11 protein-coding genes are annotated in these 26,685 nt (G+C 44.1%); 5 read left to right on the top strand and 6 right to left on the bottom strand.

Features of this window, described 5'->3' with window-relative positions; all coding sequences use genetic code 11:
• Positions 1–4: 4 nt before the first annotated feature.
• Positions 5–10,615 (bottom strand): putative Ig domain-containing protein, encoded by a 10,611-nt coding sequence (locus tag ABIE26_RS24490; protein ID WP_310146394.1) that lies wholly within the window; start codon positions 10,613–10,615, stop codon positions 5–7.
• Between the two features lie 302 nt (positions 10,616–10,917).
• Here ABIE26_RS24490 and ABIE26_RS24485 point away from each other — a divergent pair, with 302 nt between their 5' ends.
• Complete coding sequence (locus ABIE26_RS24485) at positions 10,918–13,464, top strand: hypothetical protein (protein ID WP_310146392.1); 2,547 nt, start codon at positions 10,918–10,920, stop codon at positions 13,462–13,464.
• A 55-nt stretch (positions 13,465–13,519) separates the two neighbouring features.
• On the opposite strand, the gene ABIE26_RS24480 is transcribed toward ABIE26_RS24485, so the two are convergent.
• Together ABIE26_RS24480 and ABIE26_RS24475 are read right to left on the bottom strand one after the other, a co-directional pair.
• A complete protein-coding gene (locus ABIE26_RS24480) occupies positions 13,520–15,115 on the bottom strand; it encodes a S8 family peptidase (RefSeq protein ID WP_310146390.1) in 1,596 nt (531 codons plus the stop codon).
• A 131-nt stretch (positions 15,116–15,246) separates the two neighbouring features.
• The gene (locus ABIE26_RS24475) at positions 15,247–15,684 is read right to left on the bottom strand and encodes an RrF2 family transcriptional regulator (RefSeq protein WP_310146388.1); all 438 of its coding nucleotides are present in this window, start codon (positions 15,682–15,684) and stop codon (positions 15,247–15,249) included.
• Between the two features lie 295 nt (positions 15,685–15,979).
• On the opposite strand from ABIE26_RS24475, the gene ABIE26_RS24470 reads away from it, so the two are divergent.
• Positions 15,980–16,291 carry a hypothetical protein gene (locus ABIE26_RS24470; protein WP_310146386.1) on the top strand — a complete coding sequence of 104 codons (312 nt, stop codon included), beginning with the start codon at positions 15,980–15,982 and terminating at the stop codon, positions 16,289–16,291.
• A 95-nt stretch (positions 16,292–16,386) separates the two neighbouring features.
• Positions 16,387–17,715 carry a sigma-54-dependent transcriptional regulator gene (locus tag ABIE26_RS24465; RefSeq protein WP_310146384.1) on the top strand — a complete coding sequence of 443 codons (1,329 nt, stop codon included), beginning with the start codon at positions 16,387–16,389 and terminating at the stop codon, positions 17,713–17,715.
• Here the strand turns inward: ABIE26_RS24465 and ABIE26_RS24460 are convergent.
• Positions 17,700–20,186: an ATP-binding protein gene (locus tag ABIE26_RS24460; RefSeq protein ID WP_310146382.1), complete on the bottom strand. Its 2,487-nt coding sequence runs from the start codon at positions 20,184–20,186 to the stop codon at positions 17,700–17,702. The genes ABIE26_RS24465 and ABIE26_RS24460 overlap by 16 nt on opposite strands.
• A 91-nt stretch (positions 20,187–20,277) precedes the next feature.
• Entirely contained in the window at positions 20,278–21,348 is a 1,071-nt protein-coding gene (locus ABIE26_RS24455; RefSeq protein ID WP_310146379.1) for a patatin-like phospholipase family protein, read from the bottom strand.
• 152 nt (positions 21,349–21,500) lie between these two features.
• Here ABIE26_RS24455 and ABIE26_RS24450 point away from each other — a divergent pair, with 152 nt between their 5' ends.
• Positions 21,501–24,470, top strand: coding sequence for an endopygalactorunase (locus tag ABIE26_RS24450; protein WP_354376258.1), 2,970 nt, complete (start codon positions 21,501–21,503; stop codon positions 24,468–24,470).
• Here the strand turns inward: ABIE26_RS24450 and ABIE26_RS24445 are convergent.
• Positions 24,451–25,335 carry a LysR substrate-binding domain-containing protein gene (locus ABIE26_RS24445; RefSeq protein WP_310146376.1) on the bottom strand — a complete coding sequence of 295 codons (885 nt, stop codon included), beginning with the start codon at positions 25,333–25,335 and terminating at the stop codon, positions 24,451–24,453. The two genes, ABIE26_RS24450 and ABIE26_RS24445, sit on opposite strands and share 20 nt — an antisense overlap.
• A gap of 113 nt (positions 25,336–25,448) precedes the next feature.
• Between ABIE26_RS24445 and ABIE26_RS24440 the strand changes: the two genes are divergently transcribed.
• Positions 25,449–26,678: an MFS transporter gene (locus ABIE26_RS24440; RefSeq protein ID WP_310146374.1), complete on the top strand. Its 1,230-nt coding sequence runs from the start codon at positions 25,449–25,451 to the stop codon at positions 26,676–26,678.
• Positions 26,679–26,685 lie beyond the last annotated feature (7 nt).

Genomic DNA, 26,685 nt, shown 5'->3' with positions numbered 1-26,685 from the left:
CATTTTATCGTAACAGGGTTATTGTTCCTTTTTTCGTGGTTTTGGTACCATCATTAAATTCAGCTTCCAGATAGTAAACATATACTCCGTTTGGTTGCATATCTCCTTTATGGGTTCCATCCCACCCGTTCTGAATGTTCAGGGATTCATAAAGGAATTGTCCCCATTGATTGTATACACGCAACCTCATCTTGGCAATTGTGTTGCCATATACGTACAGAATATCGTTTTTACCATCATTATTTGGCGTGAAAGTATTTGGAACAAATATGGTATTGCCCAATGGGTTATCAGCTGTTCCATCGATACTGCTGGCATCGCTTAACTGGCAATCCAGCTGCCCTTTGGCCCTCACCCTGATGTTTACTTTCTGATTTGGCTGCAGGCCATTTACAACATGGCTGATCCCTGCAGCGCCGGAACTAGGTGCAATCCACGTAAGTCCGCCATCAACAGAAACCTCATAAGCAGTGGCTCCGGGAACAGCGTTCCAAACAAATGTTACACTTGTTGCTGTAACACCCTGAACAGATACTACCGGTGCTGCAAGCTTGGTCAGTACAGTGACAGTGACAGCAGTACGTGTGCTGCTCACGCAACCTGTTAACAGATTTATACTCGCCACATAGTAAACGGTAGTAGCATTCAATGCCGGAACGTTGAAGATGTTTCCTTCTGCAAGCGCAGTACCTCCTGTTTGAACATCGTACCATGCATATTTAAGGGATGCATTCGGATTGTTTACCGACAATACCGTTCTGCTTCCCGGACATAAAGGATCGTTCGCACCAGATACCGAAACAGGAGGCAGTGGGAGATCTCCGGCATTTACCACAACCGGAGTACGCGAAGTGCTGGTACAGTTGCCCGACCGCGCTTCCACATAGAATGTTGTGGTAGCAGTATTGATCTGAGGCGTTGTAAAGTTCGCACCCGACCCAAGTATAGTGGTACTTGTAGCTGTTGCATACCAGTTATAGGTAACACCTGCTACAGGGTTAGCTACGCTTAACGCCGCTGTACTTCCAATACAGGTATTTACCGTACCGGACACTACCGATGGCGGCAAAGGTTTAGGGGTAACCGTTACAGTTACTTTTACCCTACCTGTTGCACTTCCGCAGCCAGAGGCACTGGTTGCCTGAACATAGTAATCTTTTGTTGCACTAAGTGCATTAATGGTAAATGTTGTACCTGTATTTACCAGTGTTCCACCTGTTGCAGCATCGTACCATTCGTAGTTCACACCTACTTGCGGATTTTGAACACTCAGCACCGTGCCGTCGCCAGAGCAGATTGCCGTGCCGGCAGTTCCTATAATTGGTACATTTGGCAGCGGGTTAACTGTGACCGTAACAATTTTGGCTGATCCCGGAAGGTTGGCACAAACGCCCGTTCCGCTTACGGTTACATAGTACCTGGTGGTAGCAGTTAATCCTGTAGCTGTAACATTTGCACCTGTAAAGGCTACATCCGTTAGCGCCGCATCGCGGTACCAGGTAAATACCGGACTCGTTATTGTAGTACTGCTTGCACTCAGTGCAGCCGAATTCCCGGCACAAATGGTCTGGTCGGCAGCAATAATATCAGTCGCCACAGCATTACGTGTTACCGTTACAGTGACTACTTTAGCCGAAAGCACATCATTCGCGCAGGCATTGCTTCCACTTACAGTTACATAATATCTGGTAGTTAGTGTTAATGCAGGAGTTGTAAAGTTAGGTCCTTCAAATGCCAGATCGGTCAATGAAGCATCACGGTACCATTTGAATACCGGATTACTTACCGTGGTGCTGCTTGCACTCAGTACAGTTGTATTACCAGCACAAATGGTTTTATCAGCCAAGGTAATGTCGGCAGCCGTTGCATTGCGGTTTACAGTCACAGTTACCACTTTAGCAGATAAAGCATCATTGGCACAAACATCTGCCGAGCTTACAGTAACATAGTATTTTGTAGTCACCGTTAAAGCAGGAGTAGTCAGTGAACTTCCTCTTACCGCAAGATCTGTAAGATTGGCATCGCGGTACCAGCTAAATACAGGGTTGGTTATTGTTGTCGTTGAAGCCGTCAGGGTTACTGCGGTGCCCGAGCAGGTTGTCCTGTCGGCCGCAATAATATCTGCAGCGGTAGCATTTCTGTTTACGGTTACAGTAACCACTTTGGCAGCTGCAGCATTGTTGGCGCAGGCATTGCTTCCGCTCACGGTTACATAATATTTCGTTGTTGCAGTTAATGCGTCAGTAGTAAAATTGGCACCTACAAACGGAGCATCGCTTAAGTCTGCAGTTTTATACCAGCGGAACACCGGACTCGTAACTGTAGTACTTGAAGCAGCCAGCGTAGCTGTTGTTCCTGAACAAATAGTCCTGTCGGATGCAGTAATATCTGCAGCGGTAGCATTCCTGTTCACTGTAACTGTAACTACCTTAGCCGACGACGCGTCATTGGTACAGGTACCCGGACCACTCACAGTCACATAATATTTGGTGGTGGCGGTCAAGGCATCAGTTACAAAGCTTGCCCCTACAAATGGTACATCCGTTAATGTCGGTGTTTTATACCAGCTGAACACAGGTGCACTTACCGTAGTGCTTGATGCAGTTAAAGTAGCAGTAGATCCTGAACAGATCGTTTGATCGGCAGCAGTGATATCACTGGCTACCGCGTTTGATTTAACCGTAATAGTAATTTTTGTTCTGCCTGTATTGGTACAGCTGTTGGTATTTACAGCTTCAACATAGTAATCGTAAGTGCCCACACCCAGATTTGCAGGAGTGGTATAACTTATATTATTGCCTACAAGCAGGTTCCCACCAGTAGCAGCGTCATACCAGTTATAGGTAGTACCCGCTACAGCAGTAACTTTTAAAGTCACAGGTGTATTGATGCAGGTTGTTGCCGGATTAGCTGGATCAGGAACCGGTGGAACAGGTAATGGCAATATAGTTACCACTACTTTTACCCTTCTGCTTTCGCATCCGTTCCTGGCAGCTGTTACAAAGAAATCGTAAGTTCCGGCAGCTAAAGAGCCTGGTGTTGTAAATGTTACCCCATCAGCCTGGAACACTGTACCCTGGTACCATTTATAGGTCACGTTGGCTTGCGGATTCGTTACAGCTAAAGTGGCAGACGAGCCCTGACATGCGCTGGCCGTTTGCGCTTGAACAGTCGGCGCTACAATCACACGTTGTGCATAATTTACATCTATAGAAGTAAACGCACCCAGTAGTCCTGAGTTCAGTTTCACTTCTACGGCATCAAACTTACTTGTTGGGACAAAGCTTAGCAGGGCCTGTGTTCCTCCGCTCAGCAGCTCAAGTTTGATCAGTGAACTGCTGATGGTTGTAGCGTCGTTATTACTTACGCCATTGTTATAAGTAGTGATATCAAGAGATGGTAAAACTGCGAGAGAAAGTATTTTACCTGGCGACGAAAGCAGTACACGAACAGTATCTCCAATATTGGAAACACCTGTGAAAGCCAGACGCTGGTAAACTGAGCCCAATACCCCTACAGGTATCACCAGTGAGGAAGCGGTAGACGCATCCTGATCAACTGCCAGTGCCGGATTATACACATCAGCAAGAATTCCTATTCCGTTTACACCATGTGTTTCAGCAACTGCTGCTTCGCAAGGTACAGGAAGAGGGGTACCATCAGGTATGGCTGTTACCACAACCGATGCACGTGCCAGTGTAGTACAGCCAGATGGAGCCACACCTTCTACATAATAAGTTACGTTTCCAGGGGCTGTCAGCGCAGGTGCAGTAAAGCTCGGCCCTGTATGCAGTAAGTTACCTCCTGTCGGAGCATCGTACCAGGTAAACACAACACCTGAAGTACTTGAACTTGCGGTTAAAACTGCCGCTACGCCAACCCTTACAGTAACCGAAGGCGGGGTAATAATAGGCGCATCCAGTGATCCTACATTAATGGTTGCTGTCGCCGCCGCAGAAGCTACTCCGCAGCTGTTTACAGCTTTTACCGAATAGGTTGTAGTTGCAGTAACCCCGGTAATAGTCAGCGATGTCCCATCCTTACCGGTTAGGTAATTATTGCTGCTGTCAAACCACTGATAAGTTATACCCGCAACCGGATTTTTAACACGTAAAATCACATCACTTCCCACACAGGTATTTACCGTTGGAGACTGCAGTTCAGGAACTGCAGGTACTGGTGTTACACTTACATTGATTAAGGTTTTATAGCTCAGACAGCCTGAAGCATTGCTGGCTGCAACGTAATATTTTGTATTGGCAGTTAAGGCAGGGGTAACGAACGAAGTGCCGTCTTTACCTGTGAGGTAAGCGCCTGTTCCGTCATACCATTTATAAGTTATGCCTGCCTGCGGATTAGCGACCTGTAAAGTAGCGGTCTGGGTAGCACAAGCAGTTACATCTGCCGAAACCACTTTTGGTGCCATCAGTACACGTTGCGCATAATTCAGGTCTACAGTTGTCAATACTCCTGCAAGGCCTGCGTTTAGACGTACCTCAACTTTATCAAAAACCTGCGTAGGCACAAAAGAAAGCAGCGCTTCCGTATTTCCGCTTAACAGTTCCAGCTTAATCAGTGGATTACCCAGATTTAAAGCATCATTGTTGCTGGTGTTTCCATTATAGGTCGTTAAGGTAATGCCTGATAGCAGGCCTACCGACAACAATTTACCAGGGGCTGTTAACTGGATCCTTACGGTATCTCCAACAGTTGAAAGTCCGTTAAAGCCTACCCTCTGATACACCGATCCGCCCAGCAAGCCTACTGGCAATACCAACGACGAACTTGTTTTCGTATCATTATCGATGGCCAATGCCGGATTAAACACTCCCGCCAGCAATCCGATTCCATCAACACCATTCGTTTCTGTAATCGCTGCTTCACACGGTACAGGGTTAGGCACCCCACCGTTGTCAACGTTAATAGTCACTTGTACGCGGCTGGCTGATGCACAACCTGTAGTCGTAGAAACTGCCTCCAGGTAATAGGTAGTTGCAACCATAAGTGGAGGGGTTACATAAGTAGGACCCGTGGCTACCGGTGTAGTGGCGTTTGCTGTGTTATACCAGTTAAAAATAACATTGGTTTCTGTAGATGAAGCGTTAAGGATAGCTGTTTGTCCTGGATTAACAGTTGTTGACGAAGCCTGCAACTGCGGCAATACCGGACGAGGGTTTACCGTTACAGCAGCTGTAGCCCGGCTCGCACTGGTACAGTTTCCATTCGCAGCCTCAACAAAATAAGTTGTATTTGCATTTAGTGCCGGAGTGGTAAATACCGGCCCTTCAAAGATGGATGTACCGCCGGTTGATGCGGTATACCATTTATAGGTTGTTCCGGGTACAGGGTTGCTTACCGCTAAAACTGCCGGCGATCCTGCACATACTGCAGATGAAGCGGCCAGTACCGGAACATCAGGGGCTGTAGTTACTGTAACAGTAACCGGTACACGTTGTACATTGGCACAAGTACCTTTGCTAACCTCTATATAATACGTTGTTGTAAAAGTTAATGGACCTGGTGTAGTAAATGTTTCACCGGTTGCCAATGCTGTACCACCACTTGGGGTTGCATACCATTTTAAAGTAGTGCCCCCATTTGCGGTTGCAGTTAATGTAGTACCACTTCCCGCACAGATCAGTGTTCCTGTAGCAGCCACAGTTGGATTAGGATATATGATCTCTGCTCCGTAAATGCTCAGGTTACTTAATGCTGCAACCAATGCGCCAAAGCGGATTTCCACGCGGTCATAAATTCCACCTGCTGCTAAAGTTGCTTTGAAGCGGTTACCGCTCAACAGTTTAAGATCCAGAAGAGATGAATTTAACGGATAGGTACCTACAACAGTATTTCCGTTCATTACTGTTACCGTAATATTACCTAGTAAGCTTAAGTCGGCCAGGCCAACCGGAGTAGCCAGGTCCAGCCTGATGCTGTCTGTTGCAGCTCCCGGACCAGCAAATATCAGGCGTTGGTATCCTGTAGACCCTACACCGACTGCCAGGTTAATTTTAGTAAAGTTATTCGGATCAGCATCCACTGAATTGCCGGGATCCTGAACAGAGCAAAGCAGGCAAATGCCGTCTATACCCGACTGCTGACTTACCGCAGCATTACAATTTGGATTAGCCGGACCATTGGTTACAGTTACAGTAACCGCAGCCCTCACCGGGCTTACACAACCAGAGGCGTTTTCTGTTTCTACATAATAGGTTGTAGTGGTATTTAATGCCGGGGTGGTATAGCTTGTTCCGCTAAAGAATGAAGCTCCCCCTGTTGGAGTTGTATACCATTTTACGGTATTGCCCGCATCAGTGCTCACCAATAATGTAGCCGTCTGACCGGCGCTGATGGTTTCATTTGCAGTAACTACAGTAGCCGGGTTAGGGCTGGCGTTTACCGTAACATTCACCTGCGTCCGGCTGCTTACCGCAGTTCCCGACACGGCCTCCACATAATAGGTTGTGCTTGCATTAAGTGCAGCGGTAGTATAAGTGGTACCTGTAAATATAGCGGTGCTACCTGTCGCAGCATACCAGTTATAAGTAACACCCGCCTGAGCATTTGATACCGACAAAGTAGCTGCTGTTCCGCTGCAGATCACGACGGCATTCACAACCGGTGCAGCAACATTTACAACAATAGTATAATCTGTAGAAGTAGTTAAGCCATTGTTATCCGTTGCAGTCATGGTTACCGTAAATGTTCCCCCCGATAGCGGAGTACCTTTAATTTCACGTGTTGCAGGGGTAAAAGTTAAACCCGGAGGCAAACCTGCAATTGCATAGGTATAGGGCGCGGTTCCACCGGTTACTGCAGGTAAAGTTTGTGCAGGGTATACTGTACCCACCAATCCATTTGGCAATGTAGCCGATGGAAGATTGAGTTCTCCATTTACTTTAATGACATAGATCTGGCTGGCAGTAGCATTGTTCGCATCTGTTACCTTAACTCCAACATTATATGACCCCGATTGCGTAGGCGTGCCGGCAATCTGGCGTGTGGCCGGATTAAAGCTTAAACCCGGAGGCAGGTTTGTTGCCTCGTAAACATAAGGTCCTGTACCTCCTGTTGCGGCTGGAATAGTTTCGGTTGCATAAATGGTTCCTACTGTTCCATCGGCAAGCGTTTTTGCAGCCAGTACAAGTGGGTTTCCAACCACGATGGTATAATTGGTAGTGATCGTATTTCCTTCTGTATCGTTAACCTGTACCGGAACAGTAAATGTACCAGCCTGTGTAGGTGTACCTTTAATCTCCCTTGTTGCCGGATCGAAGGTCAATCCCGGAGGAAGTCCACTTGCCGAATAGGTATAAGAACCACTTCCACCAGTAGCAGCAGGAATAATCTGGGTTGGATATAACGTATTTACAGTACCATTAGCCAAAGTAGCAGCAGGTAGCGCCAGTGGATCTCTCACCACAATAGTATAATCCCTGGTGATACTGTTGCCATTTAAGTCTGTTGCTGTAACATGCACCGGGTAAGTTCCTTTTTGTGTAGGCGTACCTTTGATCTCCCTTGTCGCCGGATCGAAAGTCAGCCCCGGAGGGAGATTAGATGCAGTATAAGTATATGGTGTCGTTCCACCTGTCGCTGCAGGTATAACCTGAGTAGGATAAGTTACACCTACTGTTCCGTTTGGCAGGGCCATTGCCGGAATGGCCATTTCAGGGGTTACCTTTAAGGTATACGCCGTAGTAGCCGTACAGCCTTTACTGTCTGTAGCGGTTATTGAAAAATTAAAGTCGCCTGCGGCTGCAGTCGGCGTACCGGCGATGGTGCCATCGGCCGATAAAGTCAATCCGGCAGGTAAATTACTTCCGGCTGCAAGTGCATAGGTATATGCAGGGCTTCCGCCTGTTGCAGGCGTAATTTGTTTGGAATAAGCAGATGCGATCGTGGCATTGCTCAATGTTGTAGCTGCAAGTACGATCTGAGGGTTTACTGTTACCTCTACAGGTACACGCTCTGTATTGGCACAACTACCTTTGCTTACTTCCAGATAAAATGCAGTAGTCCCTGTTAATGGTGCAGCAGTGGTAAAAGTATTCCCGGTAGCTAGTAAAGTACCTCCTGTTGGCGCTGAATACCATTTTAATGATGTCCCACCATTTGGAGCGGCATTTAAAGTGGTATTGGAATTGTAGCATATAGCCAGTCCGCCCGGAGCAATAGTTGGGTTAGGGTAAATCACCTCTGCACCATAAATCTCTACACTGCTCAATGCTGCCACTGTTCCACCAAAACGCACTTCTACACGATCATATGCAGCACCAGCAGGTAAAGTTGCCTTAAACCGGTTGCCACCTAAAAGTCTTAAATTGATCAGCGCGTTGTTTAGCTGATAGGTTTTAACGATTGTATTTCCGTTCATTACATTCACTGTAATGCCACCTAAAACTGTAGCATCCAATAAACCTGTAGGTAAATTCATATCCAGGCGGATACTATCTGTTGCCAGTCCTGCACCAGGGAAGATCAAACGCTGGTAACCTGTTGCACCTACGCCAACGGCAAGGTTAATGGTCGAGAAAGTTGCCGGATCGTTATCTACTGCACCCATTGGATTGTTTACCGCACAAATCAGACATAAAAGTCCGTTTACACCACTTTCCTGACTATTGGCAGCCTTGCAATTTACTCCTGTAGATACACCCGTTACCGTAATGGTAACGGCAACCCTGTTTGCGCTTGGACAGCCACTTGCACTTTGTGTTCCTACATAATAAGTGGTATTGGCATTGATAGGGCCGGTAGTATAGCTGGAGCCTGTTGCAATTGGTGTACCACCATTGGCAGCAGTATACCAGCTAACCGTACTTCCTGCCGGCGCTACCGCCTCCAGGGTAACCGTTTGTCCCGCAGTAACGGTAATGCTGTTTGTCGAAACCTGCGCATCGGCCGGGATGGGGTTAACCGTTACCGGAACCTCTACTCTGCTTGCACTAACACAAGGGCCGTTTACGGCTTCAACAAAATAAGAAGTATTTGCTGTTAAAGGCGCAGCTGATGTAAAAGTAGTACCAGTGGCAAGGGCTGTTCCCCCCGTTGCAGCCGTGTACCACTGGTAAGTTTGTCCTGCTACCGCATTTGTAACCGTTAAAACAGCAGATGACCCTGAACAGATCTGCGGTGCAGAAACAACCGGTACCGTTGGCGTTGCAGTAACATTCACAATAGCCACATCTGCATCAGATTCACCAACGCAGCCTGCTTTTTGGGCAGATACATAATAAGTATATTGTCCCTGTGGGATATTCGATTCAGAAAAGGAAGATCCGGTACCGCTGGCCAGCAATACCCGTGGGCCTGCCCCTGTTTGCCGGTACCAGTTATAAGTAAAACCTGCATTTGGATTATTAACCGACAGCGAAACCTGGTTACCGCATACGGCTAAAGCCCCACCGGTTAAGCCTGCGAAAGAAGGCTTTTCTACTGTACGTTGTACTTCATGGATGTTTAGTCCACCCGATAAAATATTCCCTCCTACTGCCAGTGTATTGTCTATACTCACCTTAACACGGTCAAATGGTGCTCCAGGCTTAAAAAATACAGGGGTAACTGTAGTATTTGCCAACAAGCCTAACAAATCCAATGTAAGCAGACTACTTATGGGACTTGGCGTACCTACAGGTGTATTGCCATTAAAGGCCTGTACCGTAATTGTATTAAAAAGATTTACATTCAGCACACTTGCTGGTACCGACAAGACTACCTTCGCATAATCATCGGTAGTCGAAAGCCCGTTTAAATATATGGTCTGAGAAATGGTTGATCCAAGGCCTACAACACCTGCCTGAAGCTGAGAGGAAGTGGCCATATTATTGTCTATCGCATTTTGGGGTGTCTTAACCAACTCTGTGAGCGTCACATTTACCCCGGTTGATTCTCCTGTGGTAGCATATATAGCAGGAGCACAATTTTCAGGGGCAACAGTAGATCCATTGTAAACCTTCATTGATATGGTCGAATTCAGATCAATGCTCAGCAGATTGGCCCTCACCCTTAACCTGATCCTTACTGAATTATAAGCTTCAGTTGAAGTTACTGCAAAATAATAATTACCTACAGCATCCTGAACAACACTAGTGCTCACACTGGCAGCAGACACAAGGGTCCCGTTGCCTCCAGCTGAAGCTCCGGAGTAAGCATCTACCTGAACAATCTGATTTTTAATCAGTCCGGTTAAATTACCTACAATTTTGAGCAGGTCCAGACTAAGTCCGGTGGTTGTTGGCACATCAAATCTGATATAAGTTGTTTTCCCTGCAGTTACCGTAGCTGGATACTTCAGCTGCAACCAGGACTCACCTTCTGTACCGCCAACAAGCAAATTGGCATTTATCGAAGTTAGCGTTGCAAAACTGTTGTCAGCAATCGCCGCATTACCAGGACTTACAACAGAACCAGCTCCTGCTCCTGGATTATTATTCTGACTCAGCTCTGCTCCTAGCAGCATGGTATAAGATACCAACCCGCTTGACGGCGTTACTGTTGCATAACTTCTTGCCTGTCCATACGATTTTGAATTTAAGATCGTTATAGATAAAAGGCAGATGAGAAGAAAGAGTGATTTTTTAAACAATTCTAACGGTGTAGATGTCCTTTTCATAGGAGAGGGATTGAGATTATTAGATTTACAGCTACAATTTTAGTCATAGATTGCATCCCATTCTCCGTTCGAATTGTTCATTCAGGCATCCCCCGCCGCTTATTTTTGTTCATTTTGTTCATTTTCATAATCCCAAACATCCCACGAAATTGCGTTATGGCCCAATAAAGCACTGTAGGCTAGGTTTTTGGCCTTTTGTTATCTTTTTTATTCATTTTTTATCAAAATTATCGGTGTTCATTATTCTTACTAAAGCATTATATTCGTTTAGTTGAAATATTTAACGCTCACTTACAAAGTGTATGGATGAAATATCTATCTTAAATGAACTCAAAGGATTAATTCTAATTAAGACAGGAATTAGGACAATTACTCCGGCTGATTGTAAAAGGATATCCATTGAAATCAGCAAGACTTTAAATAAGAACGTTAGTGAAACAACCATTAAGAGGTTATTTGGTTTTGCAGTTGTAAAACACAACTTCTCAAAATTCACGATCACCACCCTATCTGAATATGTTAGTGGTGAAAGCCTCGAAAATTGGCCCTCAGCAATAAACATCAATGCAGAAAATACTCCGCTAAGCTGGACGGCAATTAGAAATAAGGTAAACAAAATCACTGATTTCACATTGAAGGGTGTAAAAAACCGTTCGGGTATGCCTTATAACATGACCATCAGCAGGAAGTTTGCCGAACATGATTTTGAAGACTTCTTTAAGAGTAAACATAGCTTTACAGCTTTTATCTCTCAGCCAGGTTATGGAAAAACCATTCTGCTCAGTCACCTGGCCGAAAAAGTACTTACTGAAGATACACCTCATTATAAAGAGTCTACCATTTTGTTCATTCAGGCATACAGCTTCTTTAATGCTGAACAAGGTTCTCTAAATTTTGAGGATCAGCTCAAATTATTGCTTAACATTTCAAAAAAAGAGAACCTCATAGGTTTTATAGACAATAACTATGCACAATCCGGAGGAAAGTTTGTCATCTTTCTTGATGGCTTCTCTGAGCTTAACCTCAAGAAAGACCTGAAAAAACAGCTGTTCGACAGTATCATCAATTTTCTGTGTGCTATAGAAAATATGGACTCCATTAAACTGGTGATGGGGATGCGTTCTACCACCTGGATCAGGTTCTATGAACTCATCAGGCATTCTGCTTATCTAAAAACAAAATGGTTCCCGGGGAACTACTTTAATGTGAACGATGTATCTAATGTACCTTCTCTTACCGAAAAAGAGGTTGACCTCATTATATCGAAGATAGATGGAATTGATATCAGGGAAATTAATCCAAAACTAAAAGCCCAGTTAAAATTCCCTTTCCATATACAGTTATACTACCAGCTGCGCGAAGAGGACCCCGACTTCAACTATTCAACCAATATTACTTTTCATGAACTGATATCCCGGTTTATACAGGAAAATATCTACCGTTCTAATTACTATACTGAAAAGATCCTGTTCCTGAAAAAAGTCATACAGCTTACCAGCTATGGCAAAAAAGGAAATTCAGTTCCAAAAGACAACCTCATTGCCGAACTGTCTGCCTTTAAAAATGCTTATATGGAGCTGCTATCGGATGGGATTCTTATGGAAGAAAAACGTTACGAAGACTATCATCCAAGAGAATTTGTCAGGTTTATTCATCCACATATATTTGAATATTTTCTATTCATCGAATTGCTCGAAAAATTCCATTTGCAGGTCGACACGGAATTTTTCCAGTACATTCAGAATGAATATGAAACTGAAGCGGTCCGGTTCCAGCTGCTGCAGTGGACAATACGTTTTATCGTCCGGATCGGAGACCTGAAATCCCTTGCCAATGTATTCCATCTGCCATTGAACCATTTCGAGCATGGTTATTTAATCCTGTTCATTGCGGAAAACCTAAAATATCGTGCCCGCTACAGTACCGATACGGTCCAGCTGTTGAAAGAGCATGATTTGCACGAAACCATTATCGGGGAACTGATCAATTTTGATTTTGTGGATTCAGGCTACAAAGAGGCCATAAGTGTTTTACTGGAAATCGCTGATTCAGAAAAACACAGTTTAACCTACCACGCCATTCTTGCCATACTGGACATTCAGAGCCTGAATCAATCTGCAATAAGCAACCGGTTCCAGTTGCTTGAAGGCTTTGATGCCTCTGGCTGGCAGGTAGACCCTTACGAAATCACCTTGTTGGCGCATTCAAAAATCACCGGCAAGCCCATCGAAAGAAATGAACTGATTACGGGACTAGAGAATTTTAAATATCCATTTTTTAAGCCTGGAACCCCACTTGACACCAGACAAGGTATTATTTATTTATCGACCATAACGTTAAACATGTTTTATGGATCGGATGAAGGAAACATTCGATTGATCGATACCATTATCAAATTACATCCGGCTGAATTTTCGAAAAGGTCTGCCTTTACCATTTTGATCATGAACCTTAAGGCGCTATCACTGGCCCAGTCCTGCCCCGGCAAAGAAGCCGATCGGCTTGAAAGGATTCTTTCTAACCTGCATGAACACAAATCGCGTTTTAAAATCACGCAATATGCCGAGTCTCTCCTAAAAATGACCCAGGCCTACCAGCTTAAAAATAAGGGAGAGTACACCAAAGCGTGTCAGTATTGCGAAGAGTGCATACAATTGTTTAAAAGAAATGATCTGAACTTAAACTGCCTGTTGATGTACAATCTGATCATATCTATCTATTCCGATCTGAACTACATTGCCAAGGTAAATGAGTACAAGTACGAGCGGCTTTGCTTTATGGAAGAGAAAAATATTCCTACTACCCTATTCACACTACCAAAGGAATTCACAGATTTCAAACATCATTAACATAAAAAGACCCCTCTAGTTTGTCAAGGGGTCTTTTTATCAGTTAACCTTACTGCTATTTTTTATATTCGGCTGCAAGTTGTAATGCATTATAGGCATTTACAATTCCGCCGGTTACACATAGATCTGCAAAAGGAATGGTTTTAACACCTGACTCGCTTTCAACTTCTACCGATTGGTTTACCTTCACTACGGATTTCATAATGATATCCTTAACCTGTAAAGCAGTTAACTTTGGATAGTAGGAACGGATCAATGCAGCTAAGCCGGCAACAACAGGAGCAGCCATACTTGTTCCATTCAATTTTTCATACTTTGACCCGGGAACAGTTGAATTGATGTTTACACCAGGTGCAAAAACATCCACTTTGGTTTTTCCATAGTTGGAAAAATTAGCTTTTATCTTTCCATCGTTTGTCCAGCCTGAAGCACCAACCGTAATCCAGGAAGCAGCTTTACCCCCACCTACATAGTCAGGATCAGGAAAATTAGGCTCAACCTCCAAATCTTTATTATCGTTACCCGCAGCATGTACCAGCAAAACATCTTTAGAAACTGCATACTTCACTGCTTCGTCAACAATGGTTTTATCCCAGGAATAAGATTTTCCAAAACTCATATTGATCACTTTGGCTCCGTTGTCAACAGCATAACGGATGGAGTTTGCCACATCCTTATCCCGCTCATCACCATTTGGTGTGCTGCGCACACCCATAATAACAACATTGTCTGCAACACCTTTGATACCAATATCATTGGTTCGTACTGCGCCAATGATACCCGCAACATGAGACCCGTGTTTAGCATCCGGGCCAGTCACATCATTGTTTCCATAAAAACGTTCCTTACTGTTGTTAGGATCATCCCCAACAATAGCACGGGGATCATAATCAACATTTAAGTTATATTCAACCTGGTTTTTAAAATGCTCAAAACCCGGGAGGATCTGGCTATTGTAAAACTCATCATAGCTGCTGTTTTTTAATTGGCTAACCATAATCCGCTGGATATTGGTTTCCATATCATTTTCAGGCTTGAATGCCTGAAAATCAGCTACCGTAGGATTTTCCTTACCAATTTTCTTTACTACCGCATCAATAGCCGATTTTATTCCTGAGAAACGCTCAAGACCGGTTTTTGCTTCTGCAAGTTCCTGTTCCAAAGCAGCTTTGTTTTTTTGATAGGCTTCAAATGCAGTAAGGTCACTCGCTTTTACCGAAGTAGCATCGGCATTGGCAAATCTGGCATTGTCCCTTTTTACCAAACGCGTAAGTTCAAGGGTTTCATAGTTAACAGAACCTTTTGATGAACCTAAAAAATTCCAGCCATTTACATCGTCTATATAACCGTTTTTATCATCGTCCTTACCGTTACCTGCCTTTTCTTTCTTATTTACCCATATCAGGGCTTTCAGGTCCTCATGTGCGATATCTACGCCACCATCCAATACGGCCACTATTACAGGAACAGATTTTTTACCTTTGAGCAATTCATTATAAGCTTTTTCGGTACTTATACCAAATGTAGAATCTACTTTTAAATCAAGGTTCTGCCAGTTTGGTTTCTGTGCAAATGATATAAAAGGCAATGCTGTCAGCAACCCCAGATATACCCCCCTGCTGCAGAAAAAATTCATTTTATTCTTATTCATATACATTAAATTTTGATCAAAGTTAATCAATTATAAGACCAAGATTGTAATATGTTATAGGTCAATCTCACCACAAACAAAAAACCAGGGGTACACCCTGGTTTTGATATCAAAAAAATTACCTGTAAATTTTAATGAACTATTTTATCGTCAGTTTCCCTGGCAATCACGTCTGCAATTGAGGTCTGTGCCAGCACCTTTAGTGTAGCATCTCTTACATCGATAAAAGTTTTACGGATACCACAGGTTACCTCGTCATGGCATTCATCGCATTTGCGGTAAAACTTAAGGCTTGCGCAGGGAACCATAGCAATAGGCCCATCGGTAATCCGAAGGATATCGGCCAGGTAAATGTCATTCGGGTCCTTGTTTAAGCTATATCCTCCACCCGCTCCCTTTTTGCTATACAAATAACCAGCATTACGCATATCCAGCAGGATCTGCTCCAGAAATTTTCTGGGTATCATTTCCTGCTCTGCCAGCCTCACTATTTGCATTGGAGGGTTCTCTCTGTTTTTGCCAAGAGCAACCAGTGCCTTTATTGCATATTTCGTTTTCTTAGACAGCATATTAGCAAAGCTAAGAAAAGATTTATGTATTTGTAAAGGTTTTGCTTTACAAACTGTAGCGAGCAAAGGTCTGCTTTATATTGTATCCATTTTTCATCTGTTATAACTTCCTCTATTCCCTGAACACAGCATGAATACTATAGCCACATATTGTGGAATAAGTCAACAACATCAAAAAACACAAAACAATACAACAAACTGAATCACAATTATTTACAACATACCAAATATTGTGGCATCATTATGCACTATACCTAACCGTAATTAATCAGAACAAAAATTTAAAATTATAATTATGAAAAAGATCATTTTATCAGCAGCTATCCTTGCCTTTGCAGGATTAACAACAGTAAAAGCGAATGACGTTAAAGTTCCGGTTGCCATTACCGCTCAGCAAGACAGTGTAACTAAAACACCTGTTGAAGTGAAGGACCTACCGGACGCGGTTAAAACTACGCTGGGATCAGATAAGTATAAAGAATGGATTCCTACCGCAGCATTTTTGGTAACAAAAGCTGATAAATCGGAATATTATCAGGTAGATGTTAAAAAACAAGAAGAAACAGCCTCTTTAAAAATAGGTAAAGATGGCGTAGTGATAGAATAGCCCTATATCCCTAATAATAATAACAATTTCACCTTGCAAAAGCCGGATTTCGTTCCGGCTTTTGTATTTTTGCTATATCTACAGCGAAAATCCCTATGGCAAAAATACTGATCATTGAAGACGATTCCACTTTTTCCCAGGTACTTGAAGGCTTTCTGACCAAATATGGGCATGAAACCCATGTTGTGAATGATGTAAAGAAAACTTTTAAGATAATCGGGCAGCAGGGCTTTGATCTGTTACTGATAGATTATCGTTTGCCTGACGGAACAGGATTGGACATTCTTGCTCACCTCCTTGAGCAGGGAATGCAGCAGCCGGTGATTATCATGACCAGCTTTAACGATGTCAGGACTGCCGTAAAGTCGATACAATTGGGTGCTTTCGACTACATTACCAAACCCGTTAATCCTGATGAGCTCCTGATGATCATCAAAAATGCATTGCGCAAAAAAGAAAAGGGCCACACCAGCAAATCAATAGAACATGACGATGCCATAAAGGGCAAAAGCGCAACCGCAGATAAGTTATATGAACACATTAATCTGGTAGCTCCTACCGACATGTCGGTAATTATTCAGGGAGAGAGTGGTACTGGAAAAGAATATGCAGCCAGGGCATTACACATGCAGAGCAAGCGGAGCAACAAACCTTTTGTTGCCATAGACTGCGGTGCCCTGTCTAAAGAACTTGCTGCCAGCGAACTGTTTGGTCATGCAAAAGGAGCCTTTACCGGAGCGCTGACTGACAAAAAAGGGCAATTTGAGGCTGCAGATGGAGGGACACTGTTCCTCGATGAAGTTGGAAACCTCAGCTATGAAGTCCAGGTAAAAATGCTGCGGGCCCTGCAAGAAAGAACTGTGCAACCCCTGGGCAGTACGAAAACTATTAAAGTAGATGTCAGGATCATTACTGCCACTAACGACGACCTAAAAAACAGCGTCGCTAACGGTACATTCAGGGAAGACCTTTACCATCGGCTCAACGAATTCAAAATTCAACTCCCTGCCCTCAGGGAAAGAGGGAAAGACATCGAACTTTTCATTAGCCATTTCATAAATCTTTCCAATGAAGAATTGGACAGGAATGTAAAGAACATTTCGGCGCAGGCTAAAGACCTGTTATTGCAATACGACTGGCCCGGAAACCTGCGTGAATTAAAAAATGTGATCAAACGCATGGTACTATTGACGCCCGGAGAAACTGCTGAACTTGATTCCCTGCCAGAAGAGATGATCATTTCTGTAAACCAGGCCCCAAGGCTTCAAACATCTGACCTGAAAGCGATCAATGAAATTAACGAGAAGGCCATCATTATTGAAACCCTGGTAAAAGTTAAATACAATAAATCTAAAGCCGCTAAGCTCCTGAATATCGACCGGAAAACTCTATACAGCAAAATGGAGCGCTACGATATAGAGTAAGCTGAAGCCTGCTGCCTTACCAGGTTCAATAGCTGGTTCAGTTGCTGCAATAACCCCAGCACTTTGTTTTTCTGGTGCAGATCTATGGCCCCATCTCCTGAAAGTGCGATTTCCATCAGCCGGAATTCAGCAGCCAGCTTTTTTGACCCGACCTGGGCAATCCTGCCAGCAAGGCGATGGACAATCAGGCTTAAGGTAGCCTTATCATCATTTGTCAAGGCTTCACTTACCGCTTCACTATCTGCCATACAGTCTTCAGAAAACCGCAGCAATATCCTGTTCAGCTGAACTTCATCGTCAAAGGTCATTTTCTTTAATCCGCGGAGGTCAAGCTCTATTCCCAACGCTTGTAGTGATTCGTCTTTCTGCTGAAACACAGCCAAAAGCTCATTTTCCTTAAAAGGCTTCATCAACAGCCCATCGAACCCATTACCGAGAAGAAACTCCCGTTCATCTGGCAAAACCTGTGCCGTCATGGCAAAGATCTTTACGCCTTTGCCTACCCGTTCCCTCATTAACTTACAGAGTTTTATACCTGTCATTTCAGGCATGCGCATGTCCATCAGTATGTATTTCACGTTCCTGTCCCATTCGGCATTCAACAGCTGGGAGGGTGAGTTAAAAACACGCGCAGCAATTTCATGTTGTTGAAGGATCAACTCACAAAGATCCAGGATCAACTGGTCATCATCAACTATCCACACCTTATCTGTGTATACTGGTTTTAAAACACTTGCCGTTTCATATTCCGGCGCTTCGGCAACGGTAAATGTCAGGTAAACTGTAAATACACTTCCTTCATTCTTTTTGCTTTTAACATAAATTCTTCCCCCCTGGTTTTCAATGAGTGCCTTAATGATCGTGAGTCCCAAGCCTGCACCTGTCTTGTTCACCTCTTCATTTTCATCACTATCAACCTGTTCAAACTCATTGAAAATGAGCTTACTTTCTGCTTCTGTAAGCCCTACCCCGGTATCTTTAACCATGAAGCTGAAATGCAAACGCTCTCCCTGACGCTTGTAAAAAACAGACAGGGTAACCTTTCCCGCCGGGGTAAATTTGATGGCATTGCCAAGCAGGTTGTAAAGGATCTGTTTCAACCGGAAAGGATCCCCTTTCATATATTTTTGCCCGTCAAGCACAAAATCAGTATACAGTTCCAACGTCTTCGATTCTGCCTGGGGCCGGATTACCGAAACAACCTCCTCCAGCAGCTGCTCCATATCAAAAACCTTTTCTGAAAAGGTAAACCTGCCGGAGATGATCCTGTTGTAATCCAGTACTTCATTCACAATCTGCAGCAAGTGTTCTGAAGAATGGTAAATTGCATCTACATCCTTTTTTTGCGGGTGGTCCTGCTTTCTGATCAACTCCGAATAACCGATAATAGATTGCAGCGGGGTTCTGATTTCATGGCTCATATTAGAAAGGAAGCGTTGCTTGGCCATGCTGTGATATTCCGCCTCGTCTTTCGCCTGTTCCAGTTCGTTCCGATACTGATTGCTTCTTGTAATATCGGTTAGAATGAAATACAGCAGCAATACGGTAAGCAAAAAAAACACAAGCATAATGATACTAATGGTATTTATTCCTGTGTTTACCACATTTTTTGCCTGCATACCATTCAGCTCTATCTGAGCGACTACCTCGCTTTCCACTTTGCGCAATACATCCAGCATCTGACTGATCAGCTGGTTATTTGCATTGGCAAGCATGGCCTCCCGGTTTAAAAAGCTGGTATTCTTAATGCGTTGTTCCTTTTCAATCACCTTCAAAGACTCGCCAAGGTTTTTGGCCATGCGTTCCTCTGCAGACAAAGCTATGGTATCCCGTTTTACCTTTTCTTCATTGACGATCTTAAAAGAATTGTCGTTGTTCTTTCTGCGGCCAAAAATCTTGCTGAGAAAACTTCTTGGCCGTTCTTCTGTCGGATAGATGGTCGTTGTAGAAGTTTTCTCTTCAGTAGCAACAATCGTACTGTCGGTTGGTTCAGAGCCCTTCGAAACAAGTAAATTCAGGTTCTTAACCTGGGCAGAGAAAGCTTTATTGTTTACCAGCCGTTCCCTGACTTTAAGGTAGTTAATAAACTGTTTATCCCTTTCGGTAAGTAATTTTTTGATGGTTAAAATCCGTGCAAGCTGCAAAGAGTCATCCCGGTACAGCGTACCCAGTGTGTCCAGCACCAGCCTCAATTGCCTCGATTCCTTAAAAAGTTTGCCATAATTACCAGGGTCATTAAAAGCCTGTTTTTTTTGAAGCTGATCCAGGCTGCTGATTTTCCTGGATATAGCATTTACAATCCTGAGCCTTTCGCTGGGTGCAGAGATGTTTTCAACAGTTGTTAACATCTCTTTAAAAGCTACTTTACTTACCCCCCAGGCCATAAACAAGGCAAAGCATGCAAGCAACAGCGCTATGATGATCTTTCCTTTAACTGCCTTGAAAAAACTTTTACGGGGTATAGCATTCATCTTTCTTCCTTATGAAACGCCTTTATGCGAATCGTATTTTAAACCTTCACATTTTACAACGACAAAAAACATGCTACAAATCGGGCAAGCCCTAAAAGGAGCCCAGTGATCTTACTGCTTTGAGGAAATCCCAGGGTTTGGTGGCCCCCTGCTTATGCTCGGCGATAAGCAGTCTTGCCAGCAGTGTTAACCGGACTTCATTCTCGCTAACCGTCCTGTCGCCCAGTGCCACCAGCTTTTCTATGTTTGCAGGATTGGCGGCATCCAGGCCTTCTTTAATACTTTCAAGGCTATTCGGCTCTATGCGGATATAGTTTTCTGCCTTCCCGGCCGAGTGGAACAGCTGCTGTAAAAAGAAATCACTCGTTTCTGCAACACCGCTCATCATGATATCCAGAATTGCAGGCACAATGGCCATAGCACTGCTTTTTTTAAAGTGCTCATAATCATAAGATCTGCGGGAACGCCCCGTTCCCAGTGAAACCAATAAAATATCATTAATCCGGGTCTGGTTAAATGCTTTGGTCACCTCAATCAGTCCACTTAAAGCCGGATTGGTCGCAAACACCCCTCCATCCAGCAGAGGGTAACGTACATTAGCCATTGAATGGATCTCCGCAACGCTGAAATAAGTAGGGGCTGCAGAAGTGGCGCGGCACACATCTCTCAGGTAAAAGTCCCGCGCGTCACCTCTTGCAATGGCACTCTGCTGCCTGAAGAAGTGTGTTTTCCGCAGTTCAATATTGTAGGCACTGATGATACAGGGTTTGATGAGCTGACTAAGCCGGGTATCCTGAAAGTAATTTTTTAATACCCCCTCAAAAATCGCACTGTTGTACCGCTCGCCCGCAAGCCCGAATTTCGCCCTTATCCGTTTAAAGAAACTCATTTTGAAAATCTCATTCCCATGCTTAAGGTACAGATCAAGCGCTTCACGCGCCGAGAAACGGGGCCTTCCCGGATTTTCTTCAGAAGGACATAACAACAAACAGGTAAGAATTCCACCCGTACTGGTGCCCGCAAAAAAATCAAAATAATCGACAATAGCAGCATCCGGGTTTTTACTTTCGCGCTTTAATTTCTCTTCAAGCGCTACCAATATCATCCCGGGTATCACTCCCCTTATTCCGCCGCCGTCAATAGAAAGAATCTTCTTCATCATCAGTAAATATAGGTTTTTGGACATTACTTAGATGTAATTTTAATGTAAATGCTGTCCAAAACAGCTAAAGGTCAAAGCAATAAAAGCCAGAATAGCTGAATACCTGGCCATAAAAATTTACTATTTAATGCCGATTTTTAACAACCATTTATATGCTTATGACCAGGCTAAAACCTTTATTTTTTATACTGCTGATGTGTACGGTCTGCTTTTCGGCCGCTGCCACTCCTGCCACAAACCCCGTTGCAACTATAGAGATCAGCAAAAACGCAACCCATATTGTCAGGATCGCAAATGATACACTTGTGCTCGTTTCCGGAACCACTTACTGTTTTACGGTGGACACACCGGAAGACAAAGGATTGGTTGCTACCACAATTGATGTACAGCAACTCCCGCAGCAAATCCGCTCAAAAGATGGATCACCGCAAAAATATAGGGTAACCGATAAGAACGGCAATGTTAAAACAGATGGACCCCTGGTCAGCGGCGATCAACTCATCGTCACTTCTGTGGATGGGCAGCAAAGCAAAAAATATTTTATCCTGTTAAAACCTATGGCGGTAGGCGGACAGCTCAATCTGCAGCACCAGCAAGCCACTGTAAACAGCAAAGGCAAACTAACACTTTATTTCAGTGCCGGACAACGAACACCTGATGCGACTGTCAGGGTATTTTTGCCTGCAGGGATAAATGTAACGATGGACAATACGACGGTAAATGTCATTGGACGCGGTGATGTGAAGTTAAAAGACCTGTCGTCGCAGTCCATTGGTCGCGTAGGTGGCAACTATTCTTATTCAAAAGTAGGTAATGTACGCATCACCAAACAGGATAACAGCAGTACGGTCCTTACCTTTGACAATCTTGATTTCAGGCCAGCCAACGGACACGATCTGAAGATCGTTATCAGCGATGTAAAACTGGATAAAGCCGGTTTATATTCCTTTAAAGCAGATTACACCACCTCAAAACCAGAAATTCTACATAGTGCCGGCATCGGTGCCGAAACGGCTGTACTCACTGTTACCAATCAAATGAGCGATTTTGAACGCGTATTGTATAAAGATATTCAGTATAAAGATATTCCTGAAAACTATACCAGTGTAAATTTTACCTGGGGCGCTAACGATAATATCAGTAGACTGGCGTTAATGCAATCCTCCGATGATGGCAAAACCTGGAAGGCTTCAAAGGCTGTTATAGATCCTAAAAATTCAAAGGCTACTGTTACCGGCCTGCAAAGCAATAAAATGTATCATTTTAAACTGAGGGTAGCAGAAGGACCAAACAAAGGTTTTTCCAATGTACTGAAGTACTTTTCTGGAAAAATGGACGTGAAAGGCTTTGGGGTGAGGGGTGATGGAAAACAAGATGAGACAGCGGGAATAAATGTGGCCATAGCCTCATTAAATGAAATGGGTGGTGGCACACTGCTTTTTAGTCCGGGTATCTATAACGTAAGAACTGTCCACCTGAAAAGCAACGTTTACCTTTTTTTAGCTAAGGGGGCCACCATCAGGGCCATTAAAGGCGCTGATGCGCCGGAACTAACCTGGTTTAGTGATAAAAAATACCGCTCAGGGCTTTCACCCACAGATGCAGGCCCCTATGCAGATCCGGAAAACTATCTGACCAAACAGGATGTGGGGCATCATTACTTCCGGAACGCTATGTTTTTTGGAGAAAGACTGGACAACATCAAAATTATAGGCAATGGATTGATCACGGGAAATGGAAATCTGGTGACGAGTGATAAGGTCATGAACAATGCCCCTGACAACCGGGCAGATAAAATGTTTAGCCTGAAACTTTGCACCAACCTGGAAATTGGCGGCCTTTACCGCGCTGAGGACCTATGGTATGATCCCGAAAAGGACGAGCCCTACTATATTGGCAAAGATGGCTCCAGGCAGTTCAACGTAGACAACATGCTGCACATCGATCGTGCGGGCCACTTTGTACTGCTTGCAACCGGCACAGATCACATCAACGTTCACAATACTTATTTCGCTAAAGAAAACCAATCCAGCGCACGCGACATTTACGACTTTATGGGTTGTAATCATGTAACAGCAACCAATATCTATTCAAAAGTAAGCTCTGATGACATCATTAAGCCAGGCTCTGACTGCGCCCTGGGTTTTACCCGACCAGCCCGTAATTACAAGGTCAGGAACATCATAGGGGATACCAATTGTAATCTGTTCCAGATTGGATCGGAAACCGCAGATGACATTAAAGACATCTGTGTAGACAACATTTATGTACTTGGCGCAAATAAGGCCGGGTTCTCCATTTCCACGAACGACGGTGCACATATCAGCGACATTCACCTGAACTGCGGGCATACCGGAAAGCTGCATTCCCGGTCTAAGATGTACCGCACCAGAGCGCCCTTTTTTATTTCCATATCCAACAGGGCACGCATTCTTGGGGCTTCTGCTGGCAGGTATAAGTTTATTGAAAATGGGGTCCAGCACGATGAACTGCTGATTAAAAATGTAAATATTGGAAAAGTAGAAAATATTATCCTTAATGGAATAGACATCTACGAAGTGTATGGAGGAAGTTCTTATGGCGGAAAAAACGAACGTTGGAAGGCCTACAACGGCACCCAGGATAAGGCCACTCCTATTATTGCAGGATATAAACTCCCGGATACCGAAACAGTAAACGGGGGACTGGATTTTAAACTACCCAACGGCCTGCATACCGGTTATATCACCAATATCAGCTTTAATGATGTACATGTACTGGTAAAGGGCGGTAATGCTGTAGCCGATACAGCAAACCTGGCACCAGAGCTAGGCGTGGGGCAGTACAATGTTTCCAACCTTAAGGTTCAACCCTCTTATGGTATCTGGGCAAGGCATGTAAAAGACCTTACCGTTAAGAACAGTACTTTCAACTACGAAAAGCGCGATAGCAGGTACGCCATTTTTCTGGATGATGTTGTCGGGGCAAACCTATCTTCATTGAAGGTTGTCCGCGCCAGCGACAACAACACAGTAATAAAACTAAAGGATGCATCAGCCCTGAGTACCGAAAACATCATTTATTTCAATGATAAATGGGGCAATTCACCTGCAACATTACCGGCTATCCGAGCAGGGTTTTAATCAATTCGTTCACAAATAAGGTAGCTGATTTTTTGCGGTACCCACCTTTCTGCCATAATATAAAGGCCTGTTTGTAATATTCCTTGCCCGATATCGGGACAGCCACCAGGTTCTCCCAGGTAATAAGGGCCTTCTCGTTAAGAATGGTAGCCCAGTTCCCTTCATCCACCAGTGAAAGCAGGGAGTGTATATTGTTGAGTTCGATTTTTATTAGTGGTGAAAGGTTTGCTTTATGGAACAACTCATCCAGCAGATCCCTGGAACTAAACCCTTTGCTAGGTAAACACAGTTCTATTTTAGCGAGGTTGGCCAGAGATATCTTTTTAAGGGCAGCCAATGGATGACGTTTAGATACCACCATCATTATCCTGGATGAAAAAAGATGCTCCATCTCCAGACTGGTCCGATCACTATCCGTCTGTTCATGAAAGGCAAGAAGCACATCCAGCTCAGCCTGCTTCAGTTTTTGCTCCAGTTCGGCCGCTGTTCCATATTCGACAACGATCTTAATTCCCGGGTATTTTGAAGAAAAAGGTGCCAGAGCAGGCAGCAATACCGAACTAAAGGCAGAGGTTACCCCTATTCTCAATTCACCGATAACCAGGTTGTTCAATTCAAAAACTGCCTGTTTCGATTTATTTACGCTCAATATGATTTGCCGGGCGTGATGGAGAAAAACACTTCCGGCTTCTGTTAGCCTCACATGTTTACCTATTCTATCAAACAGCAACATTCCCAGTTCCTGTTCAAGTTGCTTGATCTGCTGCGACAAGGTAGACTGTGTAACAAAGCATGCTGCAGCGGCTTCGGTAAAGTGTAGCAGTTCGGCAGCTTTAATGAAATAATTGATTTGTCTGATTTCCATATAGCGGCAACTATCAATCGTTAAAACTAATCAATATCATTAAAACAATCAATTTTATCTATTTAAATCGAATCCCGAAATTTGTGGCACATCATTAAAAACAAAAGACACCTATGTTCAGATCATTAAAGTACCGCAATTTTCAACTCTTCTTTTACGGACAATCCATTTCGCTCATTGGCACATGGATGCAGAAAACTGCGGTAAGCTGGCTGGTGTACAGATTAACAGATTCGGCTATGATGCTGGGACTGGTGGGTTTTGTAAGCTTAATACCCTCGCTCTTGTTGTCGCCCTACGCAGGCAGCTTAATAGACAGGCATAACCGTTATAAAATTCTGCTGATCACCCAGGTCATTTCCATGCTGCAGGCTGGCGCCCTTGCCCTCCTGATATTCTTTAAGTTCTACAACATTCCACTCATTATTGCCCTAAGCCTTATTCAGGGGATCATCAACGCCTTTGATGTCACCTGCCGACAATCCCTGATGGTAGAAATGGTGGAAGATAAAGATGATCTGCCCAATGCGATTGCCCTGAACTCTACCATGGCCAATCTTGCCCGCATTATGGGCCCGGCCATTGCCGGTGTAATCCTCAGTACCCTGGGTGAAGATTTTTGTTTTATCGGAAATTTTGTAAGTTATATACCTGTACTCATCTGCCTGATGATGATGAAACTCAACATCAGGGTATTGCCTCATGGTCAAAAAAGTATCTGGGCAGAGCTTGAGGAGGGCTTCAAATACATTTCCGGGGATAAAGACCTGAGCAGCATGATTGTAATGATCGGAATCAGCAGTCTGTTTGTCATTCCATTCAACACCCTGATGCCCATTTTTGCCAAGGACCTTTTTCATGGCGATGCCGGTACCTTCAGCTGGTTTGAGAGTTCAGCCGGCTTAGGTTCCGTTGTTGCGGCCATGTACCTGGCCAACCTGAAATCAGCCAAGCCTATCATGAAGATCACCATTGTCGCCAGTGCCATATTTGGCGTCAGCCTGATGCTGCTCTCCTGGTCGGGCATTTTGCCATTGGCACTTGTGTTTATGGGATTAAGCGGACTTGGCATGATGGCACAGACCTCATCCATCAATACCTATATTCAAACACATGCGATTCCCGAAATGAGAGGCAGAGCCATCAGCTATTACGTAATGGCCTACCAGGGCATGATCCCTATCGGGAGCCTCCTGATCGGCTGGACAGCACATGCTTTCGGCCCACGACTGGCGGTTTGCCTATCCGGAATGATCGGCCTGCTGGCAACCGTATTGTTTGTGCTCTATAAAACAAAATTTTCAGGTCGGCAAGCGGCCGCCCTTCTGTTAAATCACAAATAGAAAGCTT

Source organism: Pedobacter africanus, from assembly GCF_040548825.1.
Taxonomy (GTDB): Bacteria; Bacteroidota; Bacteroidia; order Sphingobacteriales; family Sphingobacteriaceae; genus Pedobacter; species Pedobacter africanus_A.
This window is presented reverse-complemented; position numbering and strand designations above follow the sequence as displayed.

Bases quoted from the DNA above. Each gene is read 5' to 3' on its own strand.
- ABIE26_RS24490 (WP_310146394.1), bottom strand. From the start codon at position 10,615: ATGAAAAGGACATCTACACCGTTAGAATTGTTTAAAAAATCACTCTTT.
- ABIE26_RS24485 (WP_310146392.1), top strand. From the start codon at position 10,918: ATGGATGAAATATCTATCTTAAATGAACTCAAAGGATTAATTCTAATT.
- ABIE26_RS24480 (WP_310146390.1), bottom strand. From the start codon at position 15,115: ATGAATAAGAATAAAATGAATTTTTTCTGCAGCAGGGGGGTATATCTG.
- ABIE26_RS24475 (WP_310146388.1), bottom strand. From the start codon at position 15,684: ATGCTGTCTAAGAAAACGAAATATGCAATAAAGGCACTGGTTGCTCTT.
- ABIE26_RS24470 (WP_310146386.1), top strand. From the start codon at position 15,980: ATGAAAAAGATCATTTTATCAGCAGCTATCCTTGCCTTTGCAGGATTA.
- ABIE26_RS24465 (WP_310146384.1), top strand. From the start codon at position 16,387: ATGGCAAAAATACTGATCATTGAAGACGATTCCACTTTTTCCCAGGTA.
- ABIE26_RS24460 (WP_310146382.1), bottom strand. From the start codon at position 20,186: ATGAATGCTATACCCCGTAAAAGTTTTTTCAAGGCAGTTAAAGGAAAG.
- ABIE26_RS24455 (WP_310146379.1), bottom strand. From the start codon at position 21,348: ATGATGAAGAAGATTCTTTCTATTGACGGCGGCGGAATAAGGGGAGTG.
- ABIE26_RS24450 (WP_354376258.1), top strand. From the start codon at position 21,501: ATGCTTATGACCAGGCTAAAACCTTTATTTTTTATACTGCTGATGTGT.
- ABIE26_RS24445 (WP_310146376.1), bottom strand. From the start codon at position 25,335: ATGGAAATCAGACAAATCAATTATTTCATTAAAGCTGCCGAACTGCTA.
- ABIE26_RS24440 (WP_310146374.1), top strand. From the start codon at position 25,449: ATGTTCAGATCATTAAAGTACCGCAATTTTCAACTCTTCTTTTACGGA.